General features: G+C 49.3%; 10 protein-coding genes. All 10 read left to right on the top strand.

Annotated features, from left to right (window positions below; genetic code table 11):
• Window positions 1-66: 66 nt before the first annotated feature.
• Window positions 67-462 carry a carboxymuconolactone decarboxylase family protein gene (locus HY879_14060; GenBank protein MBI5604467.1) on the top strand — a complete coding sequence of 132 codons (396 nt, stop codon included), beginning with the start codon at window positions 67-69 and terminating at the stop codon, window positions 460-462.
• Between the two features lie 61 nt (window positions 463-523).
• Window positions 524-1,912, top strand: coding sequence for a 2-hydroxyacyl-CoA dehydratase (locus tag HY879_14055; protein MBI5604466.1), 1,389 nt, complete (start codon window positions 524-526; stop codon window positions 1,910-1,912).
• A gap of 339 nt (window positions 1,913-2,251) precedes the next feature.
• Window positions 2,252-3,430: a 2-hydroxyacyl-CoA dehydratase gene (locus HY879_14050; protein MBI5604465.1), complete on the top strand. Its 1,179-nt coding sequence runs from the start codon at window positions 2,252-2,254 to the stop codon at window positions 3,428-3,430.
• A 60-nt stretch (window positions 3,431-3,490) separates the two neighbouring features.
• Window positions 3,491-4,219 (top strand): 2-hydroxyglutaryl-CoA dehydratase, encoded by a 729-nt coding sequence (locus tag HY879_14045; GenBank protein MBI5604464.1) that lies wholly within the window; start codon window positions 3,491-3,493, stop codon window positions 4,217-4,219.
• A gap of 145 nt (window positions 4,220-4,364) precedes the next feature.
• Window positions 4,365-5,156: a 2-hydroxyglutaryl-CoA dehydratase gene (locus HY879_14040; protein MBI5604463.1), complete on the top strand. Its 792-nt coding sequence runs from the start codon at window positions 4,365-4,367 to the stop codon at window positions 5,154-5,156.
• Window positions 5,157-5,262: 106 nt separating this feature from the next.
• Window positions 5,263-7,017, top strand: coding sequence for a methylmalonyl-CoA mutase (locus tag HY879_14035; GenBank protein ID MBI5604462.1), 1,755 nt, complete (start codon window positions 5,263-5,265; stop codon window positions 7,015-7,017).
• A gap of 219 nt (window positions 7,018-7,236) precedes the next feature.
• The gene (locus HY879_14030; protein MBI5604461.1) at window positions 7,237-7,635 is read left to right on the top strand and encodes a cobalamin B12-binding domain-containing protein; all 399 of its coding nucleotides are present in this window, start codon (window positions 7,237-7,239) and stop codon (window positions 7,633-7,635) included.
• Window positions 7,636-7,894: 259 nt separating this feature from the next.
• Window positions 7,895-8,323: a MaoC family dehydratase gene (locus tag HY879_14025; protein MBI5604460.1), complete on the top strand. Its 429-nt coding sequence runs from the start codon at window positions 7,895-7,897 to the stop codon at window positions 8,321-8,323.
• Between the two features lie 367 nt (window positions 8,324-8,690).
• A complete protein-coding gene (tsaA, locus tag HY879_14020) occupies window positions 8,691-9,152 on the top strand; it encodes a tRNA (N6-threonylcarbamoyladenosine(37)-N6)-methyltransferase TrmO (protein MBI5604459.1) in 462 nt (153 codons plus the stop codon).
• A gap of 126 nt (window positions 9,153-9,278) precedes the next feature.
• Complete coding sequence (locus tag HY879_14015; protein MBI5604458.1) at window positions 9,279-11,021, top strand: sigma-54-dependent transcriptional regulator; 1,743 nt, start codon at window positions 9,279-9,281, stop codon at window positions 11,019-11,021.
• Window positions 11,022-11,207: the final 186 nt, after the last annotated feature.

Genomic DNA, 11,207 nt, shown 5'->3' with positions numbered 1-11,207 from the left:
AATCGTCAAGTATTTGGCCGGAATCAAGGATTAGTTTTTTTCAAGAAAGACAAGGGGTAGCTTGCCATGAATAGCGACCGATATGAACGGGGATTAAAAAAACTCAAGGAAGTGGATGGGGAGGTTGGGGATCGGGTCATCGAGAGTCTCAAGGATATTGCCCCCGGTTTGGCCGATTATTTGATTGAATTTCCCTTCGGGGACGTTTACAGCCGCCCGGGGCTAGATTTAAAATCCAGGGAGATCGCCGCTGTTGCCGCATTGACTGTTCTTGGCCATGCCGCACCTCAACTGAAGGTGCACATCCAAGGGGCCCTCAATGTGGGCTGTTCACGCCAGGAAGTCATCGAGATCATCATTCAAATGGCGGTCTATGCCGGATTTCCGGCTGCCTTGAATGGTATGGCGGCAGTAAAGGAAGTCTTTCAAGAACGGGATAAGGCCGGGCTATGCCGATCATGAGACTGAATCAAAGGATCAGCAAACGGTTGATTAAATAATTGTTTCATCGTGAAGGAGTATTATGATTTCCAAGGAAAAAGAGGGAATAAAAGCCTCTAAGAAGACGCTGTCGGCTACCAGGCAAGCCTGGGAATTGCAAAAGAACGAGTATGCCAGGGGACATCAACTGAAAAAAGAGGGGAAGCCGGTGGTCTGGTCCTGCGCCTTATTTCCCAAGGAAATATACTGGGCTATGGATATAGTGCCTTTTTTCCCTGAACAGGCGGCTTCATTATTTTCCACCCGAAGGTTGGGAAACAGCCGGGATCAAAGCGTCCCGACCTATTCGGTCAAATATTGCCAGGTGGCCGAAGCCGAAGGTTTCCGGGATTATATCTGTGGTTATGCCCGGGCCATGCTCGGATATGTGATCGACAATATCAGGAATAATGCCTGGGAAGAAGCCCCCCTCGGAGGCCTTCCCCTGCCGGACTTGATGATCTCCACCAGTTATACCTGCGATGCCCGCATGAAATGGTTTGAAACCATGGCCCAGATGATGAAAGTCCCCTTTTTCCTTCTGGATGTCCCGGAATTGCCCCATGATTTGCCGGCCACGCTGCCCAGCGGACGTCAACCTCTTATTTTCCCCGAATCACGGTTTAAAAAAGGGAGGCGGCCACTGGTCACCAGTCCGAAGGACTACGATCTGGATTATATGGTTTCTCAATGGGAAGACTGTATCGCCTTTATCGAAGATGTGACGGGACACAAATATAACCCGGACAAACTCAATGAAGCCCTGGAATGGTCCTACAAGACTGCGGAGATCGAGCGTCAAATCTATCAATTGCGGAAGGCCGTCCCGGCGCCCATGTCTTCGGCCGATGGATTCGCCTGTGCTTTCCCCAGACTTTATTTAATGGGGACCCGGCGATGCTATGAATTTTTTGTCGCCTTACGGGATGAGATTAAGGAACGGGTAGCCCAGAAAATCGGGGTAATCCCTGAAGAGAAATTCCGTCTCATGTGGTACGGCCTGCCGACCTGGTTTAACATGGGCATCTTCAACTATTTTGAGAAAATCGGCGGTGTTTTCGTCTGGGAGACTTTTTATAACACCGGTCTGCTTCCTCCCCGCAGACCGGAGGACCCGATCAAGGAACTGGCCATCAAGTGTTTTCAGAACAGGCTCGGGGCCATAACGGGTCCCATTAGTATCGGAGATTCCCTTTCTGAGGTTGTCCAGGAGGCCAGGGAATACAAGATCGATGGGGCGGTTCTGGCCTATTTGATTACCTGCCGGTATATTGTTTACCCGGTGGTGGAGATCGCAAAGATCCTGAGGGAGGAACTGAGTGTCCCCTCGGTCAACCTGGAAAGCGACCTGGTGGATGAAAGGATTTTTGCCGAATCCCAGGCCTTTGTCCGGTTGGATGCCTTCGGGGAACAACTGCTGAATCGAAGTTAAGAGTTCGGAGTTCGGTGTTCGGAGAAAACAGAAAAAAGAGAATAACGAATAATACGGGAGCGAATCTTTTTACCGATGCGCCCATTTATGCGTCATTCCGGCATGGTTTAAGCCGGAATCCAGCGGCCTTGATTTCTCATTTTCTTGAAAAACCTGGATTCCCGATAAAGACATTCGGGAATGACGCAAATAATGGCCGTAGTTATAATGAATTTTGAATTAGGAAGTTGTTTGTACCTTCGACATTCATTGTTTTCATACTCAACGTGTCGTTCCTTGGGCTGTTGATTTAACCCAATCGCCAAAACCATTGTAACGCCTTGTGCTGGAGAATAACTTATGAACAATGTTTTTCAGGAAATTATAGAAAACCGCCACAAAATAGCCCGGAAATGGAAGGAAAGAAATCAAAAGAGGGTCGTAGGCTATTTCTGCTGTATCACCCCGGAGGAGATGATCTATGCCAGCGGACTACTGCCGGTACGCATTGCCGGGAGTTCCGAAAAATTAGAAGTAGTCCCGGATCACGTGCCCCAGTACGGATGCGGTTTTGTCCGGAGTTGTCTGGATCTGGCCGCCCGGGGCATTTATGATTATCTGGACGGTGTGATCATCCCCAATACCTGCGATCTGATCCCTAAACTGGAATACTGGTGGCGGGAACTTTGCCCCCGCACCACTCCCCTCAATGAAGGACAGGAGAGCCATCCCTATGTCTATTATTTGAATTATCCGGAAAAGGTTACGGGCCCGAAGGTCAATTCTTTTTATCTTATGCAGCTTCGGACCTTTAAACAATATCTGGAAAGGATGAGTGAGCAACTCATCACAGATGAGATGCTGCAGGAGGCCATAGGGGTTTACAACGAACACTATGCTTTAATGGAACAATTGGATGAATTAAGGAAGCAGGATCCGCCTCTTATATCCGGTTATGAGGCCTGGCAGGTGGAATTTGCCGGCCTCCTGATGCCGAAAAACGAACATAATGCCCTGCTCCGGGAATATCTAAAGGAACTTCCCCTTCGCCCGGATAAACCCGAAAAGAAAGTCAGGTTATATCTATCGGCCAGTGCCCTGGACCGGGAGACCGCTGAATTGTACAAGATCATCGGGGAATGTGGCGGAGAAGTCGTTTCCGAAGACATCAGTGCCGGAAGCAGTCATTACAGCGGGATTACGTTGAATCCCACCATCCCGCCCCTGGAGGCCATGGTCGAACGCTCCCTGGCCACCCCGTGCCCCCGTTCAACCGTCACGGCAACCCTGAAGGCACCTTATCCCATGTTTCGCTGGAACTATCTCAAGAGGACCATGGAGGGTTATCAGGTGAAGGGGGCCGTCTTTTACAACCTGAATTGCTGCGAATGCCGTTCCCTGGAGAATCCTTTTTTAAAGGAGAAGATTAAGGAAGTGTTTCATATCCCGGTTTTATTTTTGGAGGGGGATTATACGCCGGAAGGATTGAACCAGATGAGGGGCCGGATCGAAACATTTATCGAGATGATCGGGGCTTGAGCCAGGGCCGTGGTTTTTGGCGGTATTGATATTGGGACAACGACTATCAAGATAGTGCTTTTGAACCATGGGAGACCCTGTTTCGCCAAGGTTCTGATAAGCGGGGATGAGGATATTTCCTATGAAGAAATCTTTAACCAGGCGGCTTGGGAGGCCGGTGTTTCCTTCGGGAAAATATCGGGCATCCTGGCAACCGGAATAGGCAAAGGTTCGACTCCGTCGAGCTGGAAGAAAAAATCGGATCCGATTTGTCATGCCCGAGGCGCTTTTTATCTGATTCCGTCGGCCAAAGGCGTGCTCGATATCGGTGCGGAAGGGAGCCGGGCTGTGAAATTAGAGGAGGGCGGACGGGTGGCCGATTTTACCGTTAACTCCAAATGTGCCGCCGGAACCGGGATATTTTTGGAGACCATGGCCAAGATTATGAATCTATCGATAGAGAAAATGGGGATCGCAGCCGTTCAGGCCGGCGGTAAGGCCAGGATCAGCAGTTTCTGTGCCGTATTCGCCGAATCCGAAGTCATTTCCAATATTCATAAGGGGGTTCCCAAAGACCATATCGTTTCAGGCATCCATGAATCGGTGGCCGATCGCCTGATGGAGTTGTTAAACCGGGTAAAAATCGGGAATAACCTGGTCCTGAGTGGTGGCGGGGCGAAAAACCTGGGGCTTGTCAAGGCCCTGGAAAACAGACTGGGACAATCAGTCCGGGTCCCGGACAGTCCTGAGACGGTCGGTGCCCTGGGTGCCGCCTTGATCGCCCAGGATTCCTGGCGGAAATCCGGATAGGTCCACTTCAGGGGTCGGGAGTGGGGATCGGGGGTCAGTGGAAGCATAAAAATCTTCTATCGACCCTCATTCCCGAGGAGGCATTATAGATCATGAAAAAAGGGTTTTTAAAATCCGAAATCCGCATTCCGAAATCCGCATTCGTATGATCGTATCCGGCATTGATATCGGCTCCAGGACCACCGGGGTGGCCGTCTTGAGGGATGACCGAATCCTGTCTACGGCTATTATCTCCACCGGTCCGGAAAGTGCTCAAACCGCCGAAGAAGGTATGCGGCAGGCATTGAAAGATCAGAGTTTCTCCGTAAAGGATATCGATTATCTGGTTGCCACCGGATATGGAAGGATTATGGTCCCTTTTGCCAATAAAATTATTACCGAAATCACCTGTCATGCCAAAGGGGCAAAATGGTTATTCCCGTCCGTCCGGACGGTGCTCGATATGGGCGGTCAGGATTGTAAAGTTATTCGTGTGGAGGAAAGAGGAAATCCCGTTGACTTTGCCATGAACGACAAATGCGCGGCCGGGACGGGAAGATTTTTGGAAATCATGGCGGAATTGCTGAAACTTCCTTTGGAACGTTTCTGCCGTTTGCCCTTCCAATCTCGAAATGAGATTCGAATCAATTCTCGATGTGTGGTATTTGCCAAGTCGGAGGTGATTTCGTTAATCAAGGGCGGGGGTCAAAAGGAAGACGTAGTGGCGGGGTTGCATGAAGCCGTGGCCGAAAGGGTCTATGGCCTTATGCGCCAGGTGGGAATCGAAAAGGATTTGGTCGTCACGGGTGGGATTGCCAAGAATCCGGCTATTGTGAGCCTGATAGAAAAAAAAGTGGGCTTTAAACTATTCATACCGGAAGAGCCCCAGATCGTTGGTGCCCTCGGGGCGGCCCTTTTGGCAAGAGAAGGCTGCTGGAAGGAAGTGGGGGTTAGATAGACCTACAGTTGCCTATTAAACTTTCATACTCGCTTACCACGAAGATCATGAAGCATGAAAATATTGAACGACGAACGTTATTTTCGAACTAAAGGGAGGTTTAATCATGGATAAAACAACCAAGGAAATATTAGGGGAAAAAATAAAGGACGCCCGATGGACGCCGCTTTATAATCCCGAGGCGCTTCAGAGAATCGATGATACCATCGGGGATTGGAGGGAAACCAAGGTCCGCGAAGCGGATAAGAAAAACTGGGAGGTAACCCCCCAGACCATTTTGGGGTCGAAGATCCCCAGGAATCTTTTTTACGGTCCTTCGGATGTCAAGGATTCGGATTATCTGGAAGACCTGGGGTATCCCGGCTCGGAGCCTTTTACCCGGGGAATTCATGCCAATATGTACCGGGGCCGGGCCTTTACCCGGCGTCAGTTGTCCGGGGCCGGTTCCCCGGAGTACGTCAATAAGCGGATTAAAATGCTTTTGGATCACGGGGCTACCGGTATGAATTTGGCCCTGGACCTGCCCACGGTTCAAATGTTTGATTCGGATGAGCCCGAGGCCAGAGGACATGTGGGCGTAGTGGGGGTTCCGGTCGATTGTGTCGCGGATATGGAAGAAATATTTAAAGACATCCCCATTGATAAGATAAGCGCTTCCATTGTGACCCACTTTCCAAGGAATACGGCCATCATTTTTCCCATGTACCTGGTCATGGCCGAAAGGAGAGGCATCCCCTGGGACAAACTGGAAGGCAGTGTGCAGAATGATTTTATTATGGAGAGCGTGGTCCGTAACGGACCGGAGTTCATCTCGCCCAAAGCTACTTTCAAACTGCAATGCGATAATATCGAATTTATCCGGCAAAATGTACCCCGCTGGAATTATGTCACCTTGAACGGTTACAATTTGCGGGAGTTCGGTAGCTCGGGCATCACGGAAATGGCCGTGGCCTTATCCAATGCCATTGAAAGCTTTGAAGAGATAATCCGAAGGGGGCATGAGGTGGACTGGGTGGCCGAAAGGGTAGCTTTTTTCTGGGCCCCGGCCAATGATTTTTTTGAGGAGGTGGCCAGGCTCCGGGCGGTGAGAAGGTTATGGTATCGTATTATGAAATACCGGTTTAATGCCCAAAATCCAAGGTCCATGTGGATGCGCTGCCATGTGCAGACCTCAGGTATTTCCCTGATGCGGGAGGAACCGATGAATAATGTCATCCGGGCCTCCTATCATGCCCTGGCGGCTATCCTGGGCGGGGCCCAGTCGCTCCATGTGGATTCCTATGATGAAGCCTATTCCGTTCCTACGGAAGAATCTTCCCTGCTCTCTTTGAGGACCCAGCAGATTATCGAAGCGGAAACCGCCGTGACCCAGGTGGTGGATCCTTTGGGGGGTTCTTTTTACCTGGAAACCCTGACCAATCAGGTTGAAAAGGCCATTCTGGATGAAATCGAAGAGATAGAAAAGATGGGCGGCCTGTCCAAATGTGTAGAAAGGGGCTGGCTGCAAAAAAAGGTTTCTGAATTCATCCATAACGAGCAGGATATGATCGAAAAAGGAGAGATAACAATAGTCGGCCGAAATTACTACCGGACCTCGGATGTAAAACTGCCTGATATCAGGGTACCGGATTATCCGGAAGGTCTGGAGGAAAAGATGAAGGCCAAACTGGACCGGATCAGGAGGGAAAGGGATAACAACCAGGTTGTCCGGTGCCTTAGAAACCTGAAAGAGGCCTGTGAAAAGGGCGAGAATGTGACTTATCACACCCTGGAGGCCGCCCGGTCCAATGCCACCAAAGGGGAAATGCGCCGGGCCATTGTCGAGGGCTTCGGGCCGTGGCGATCGGGTTTGATTGTTTAGTGCGAAAATAAGTTCGGAGTTTAGAGTTCGGAGTTCGGAGTAAACCATTTTCATGCTTCGTGGTGCCCTACCTGGGCATGAAGGCGTATATGGAAAAAAAGTTTCAAGATGCAAGTTTCAAGTTACAAAACCCTGTACTCTCAACTCCGGCCCCTGACCCCTGACCCCCGACCCCTTTACCCTGTACCTTGCACCTAATGACATTGAAGGAGACTGTTTATGGAAAAAAAGATCAGAGTGCTGCTGTCACAACCGAGTCTGGAAAATCATTCCCGGGGCATTATTACCGTGGCCAATATGTTGCGAAATGCCGGGATGGAGGTCATCTATATCAGTAACTCTCTACCCGACCAGGTTGCCAGGACGGCTATTCAGGAGGATGTGGATGCCATCGGCATCAGCATTTTGTGTGGAGCCGAACTGATTTTCGGCAAGGATTTGGTTGATAAGGCTAAAGAATTTAACATGAGGGAGGATGTGATATTTATGATGGGCGGGATTTTCCCTCCCCAACACATTCCCAAACTAAAAGAAATCGGATTCAGCGGTATCTTCGGCCCCAGTGCCACCAAAGAGGAAATCGTCGGGTTTATCACGCAGAATGTTTCTGTGAATTAGATTCTTATCCGGTAAATCAATATTTCCGGATAGAGCTTTCAGCAGTCAACGATCAGGGTTTAGGCACCCCATTAAGGATGAGCCTATGTAAAAACTCGTCATTCCCGCGCAGGCGGGAATCCAGGCCATACCTAACTAATTATAAAAGCACTGGATTCCCGTTTTCACGGGAATGACGAAAAGGGACGTTCAGATAAATGATCTTGCTGAAATCTAAAAGCTGATGGCTGACTGCGTCAAAAAGGAAGGAGAATTCAAGATGAAGGGAAAAACGATTAATGAGATAAAAATAGGGGATGTGGCGGAATTTACCAAAACTGTTTCCGAATCGGATATCTATTTGTTTGCCGGGGTGACCGGTGATTTTAATCCGGCCCACATCAACGAGGTCTATGCGGGAAAAACTTTTTTCAAAACCAGGATAGCCCATGGCATGTTGTTGGCAGGGTTTATCTCGGCCGTTCTGGGCTGCCAACTGCCCGGCCCCGGAGGCATCTATATCAGCCAGGAATTGAACTTTCTGGCCCCGGTGCGTATCGGTGATTCCATCACGGCCCGGGCCGAAGTCCTTGAGATTATGCTTGAAAAAAATCGGGTCCGTTTAAGAACTTCTTGTACCAACCAGGATGGAACCCTGGTTCTGGATGGAGAGGCTGTCGCCAGCCCAACCAAGGCCTCCGGGAAATAGGCCCATAGATCCTCCAAATTCTGCAAGCCCGAGCACTTATCAACTAAAATTAAATCAGGAATTGGGTTTAACGACCCCCGGCAGAACCGGGAGTTTATTATTAAAAACCTTATAATTTAGTTGTTGCAAAATATTTGTTAAGCTATTATTGATGATCTTGTAAAAATCCGTCATTCCCGCGCAGGCGGGAATCCAGGCCAGGCGTAACCAATTAAAAAAATTTAATAATATAGGAATTTGCATTTTGGACGCAGATGAACTCGGATCGGCAGAAGGCCGATCGTGTAGATCACCAGGATTTTGAATATAAAGAATAATTTTCTACGGGTATCGGCGAAAATCTGTGTCCGAATTTATTGGAAATCAGATGACCATAGAACCAATTGGCACCATACAAACGCCTTATACCACGAAAGAGGAATGCCCTATCCAACCGTCCTATGCCTCTAATGCCCTTGGACAGGTCGAGGTGTTTAGAGAGTTTGAGGCCGGCTTGAAGGACATTGAAACCTTTTCCCACCTCTATCTGCTGTATTTCTTTGATCGTTCGGGCGGAATTGAACTGGTGCGCCCCACCTTTCTGGATGACACCCCACATGGCATCTATGCTTCAAGACATCCGTGTCGGCCAAACGGCCTAGGGTTGTCGGTGGTCAGGCTGATACGGCGGGAGGGAAATACCCTGGTCGTTGAAGGGGTTGATATGCTGGACAAGACGCCTCTTTTGGACATAAAACCTTACATGCCGAAGTATGATGCCATTGTTTTCGCTTCCGAAGGGTGGACGGCGGGTAAAGAATGGCGACCTAAACCAACAGGAAGAGAATGACCATTTCCTTTTATTCGGGAGGAGACACTAAGCCTTCATGTCCAAGAGGGCACCGCGAGGCCTGGAAATGGTTTTTCCCGGCCCTTGAGCCTTGAACCCTGAACCTTGAACCGTATTTTCGTATTGATGGAACACTTACTGAATACCATCATAAACTCAATCGATGATGGGTTTATGGTCATCGATCGTAAGGGCACGATTTCCCACTTCAACACGGCGGCCGGCCGTATTATGGGAATTGCACCGGATCAGGCCATCGGACGTCTGGCTGCCGATACCATTCCGAACTCCCGGCTTCATCTGGTCCTGAAGACCGGAATGGCCGAGGTAAACCAGGAGCAGTTCATTTCGGAGGGTATACGGATTGTGACCACCCGAAAACCCGTCTTCGATGGTAAAGGTAAAGTCATCGGGGCGGTCTGCTTTTTTCGGGACATTACCGAAACGGCCGCCCTGGCCGACCAGAACACCTCCTTAAAAAAAATGCGCAGTCTATTGGAGGCCGTCATTGCCGCCTCTCAGGACGCCGTATCCGTTGTGGATGAAAAGGGTGTGGGGATTATTATTAACCCGGCCTACACGCGCCTGACCGGATTTGCCGGGACCGATATCATCGGCAAACCGGCTGAAGCCGATATATCGGAAGGGGAAAGCGTGCATATGCAGGTCCTGAAGACGGGCCAACCGGTCATCGGGGCCCATCTCAAGGTAGGACCTCAGAGAAAGGAGGTCATCGTCAATGCCGCCCCGATTATGGTGGATGGGGACATAAAGGGAAGTGTGGGCATTATTCACGATGTTTCGGAATTACTGAGATTATCCGAAGAACTGACCTTGGCCAGACGGATTATCCGGGTTTTGGAGGCCAAATACTCCTTTAAGGACATAGTGGGTGAAAGCCGGCAGATTTTCAACGCCATCAATTTGGCCAAAAGGGCCGCCCGTCTACCGGCTACCGTTTTACTGAGAGGGGAATCGGGGACCGGGAAGGAACTGTTTGCCCATGCCATTCACAACGAAAGTAATCGAAAAAATCACCAGTTTATCCGCATAAACTGTGCGGCAATCGTTGATAGTCTATTTGAGAGCGAACTGTTTGGTTATGAAGGAGGATCCTTTACCGGCGCTAAGCGTGGAGGGAAAAAGGGACTGTTTGAAGAAGCCAACGAAGGGACCATCTTTTTGGATGAAATCAGTGAGCTACCGATGAATGTGCAGGCAAAAATGTTGCGTGTTCTGCAAGAGAAAGAAATTGTCCGCGTTGGAGGGTCAAAATCAGTTTCCATCGATGTCAGGATCATTGCCGCTACGCATGAAGATTTGCAAAAGGCCGTAAAAGAAGGCCGATTCCGGGAAGACCTTTATTACCGATTGAATGTGATGCCTATTGACATCCCGCCGCTTCGTGATCGAAAAGGGGATATTGAGGTCTTGGCCTGCCACATCATCCGAAAATTGAATCAGCAGTTCGGACGCAACATCACCTTGATCGAGCCGAAGGCAATGGAGATTCTCGAAGGGGTTGAGTGGAAGGGCAATATTCGAGAACTGGAAAATGTTTTGGCTCAATGCATTATTAAGATGCAGTTCAGTGATTCAATCATCATGAGGGAACATCTTCCGAATCTGGAATTTCCAATCGGCCCGTCTCCGGAAAAATCCTTGAATGACCAGGGCCAACCGCTGACGAAGGAGGACGAGGGACTAAGGCAGGAGTTGAGATCGGTTTTATCCGGGATAGAGAAACAACACATTATGAGAATGTTGGCCGAGTCCAATGGCAATAAGACTGATTGTTCAAGAAAATTGGGCATTTCCATAAGGAACCTCTATAATAAATTAGAAAAATATCAAATCGGATCATCCTGAACCGTTAAACAAAACCTTTTCGATTGCATTTTGTTGCATGCAGAATCGTGCAGGGATCATGCAATTTTCTGCAGACTGAATCCCCATCCTTCCTTCCTCTGACTCTTTCCAATTTCAGATTTTGGATTTCGGAATGCGGAATTAAAAAATCTATAACAATTTAGTCCTCTAGTCCCACCTTAGATC

This window comes from Deltaproteobacteria bacterium, assembly GCA_016219225.1.
Taxonomy (GTDB): domain Bacteria; phylum Desulfobacterota; class RBG-13-43-22; order RBG-13-43-22; family RBG-13-43-22; genus RBG-13-43-22.
This window is presented reverse-complemented; position numbering and strand designations above follow the sequence as displayed.

What these genes read in the sequence shown, in the direction of transcription:
- HY879_14015 (MBI5604458.1), top strand. Translation starts at nt 9,279, where the DNA reads ATGGAACACTTACTGAATACCATCATAAACTCAATCGATGATGGGTTT.
- HY879_14055 (MBI5604466.1), top strand. Translation starts at nt 524, where the DNA reads ATGATTTCCAAGGAAAAAGAGGGAATAAAAGCCTCTAAGAAGACGCTG.
- HY879_14050 (MBI5604465.1), top strand. Translation starts at nt 2,252, where the DNA reads ATGAACAATGTTTTTCAGGAAATTATAGAAAACCGCCACAAAATAGCC.
- tsaA (MBI5604459.1), top strand. Translation starts at nt 8,691, where the DNA reads ATGACCATAGAACCAATTGGCACCATACAAACGCCTTATACCACGAAA.
- HY879_14030 (MBI5604461.1), top strand. Translation starts at nt 7,237, where the DNA reads ATGGAAAAAAAGATCAGAGTGCTGCTGTCACAACCGAGTCTGGAAAAT.
- HY879_14040 (MBI5604463.1), top strand. Translation starts at nt 4,365, where the DNA reads ATGATCGTATCCGGCATTGATATCGGCTCCAGGACCACCGGGGTGGCC.
- HY879_14025 (MBI5604460.1), top strand. Translation starts at nt 7,895, where the DNA reads ATGAAGGGAAAAACGATTAATGAGATAAAAATAGGGGATGTGGCGGAA.
- HY879_14035 (MBI5604462.1), top strand. Translation starts at nt 5,263, where the DNA reads ATGGATAAAACAACCAAGGAAATATTAGGGGAAAAAATAAAGGACGCC.
- HY879_14060 (MBI5604467.1), top strand. Translation starts at nt 67, where the DNA reads ATGAATAGCGACCGATATGAACGGGGATTAAAAAAACTCAAGGAAGTG.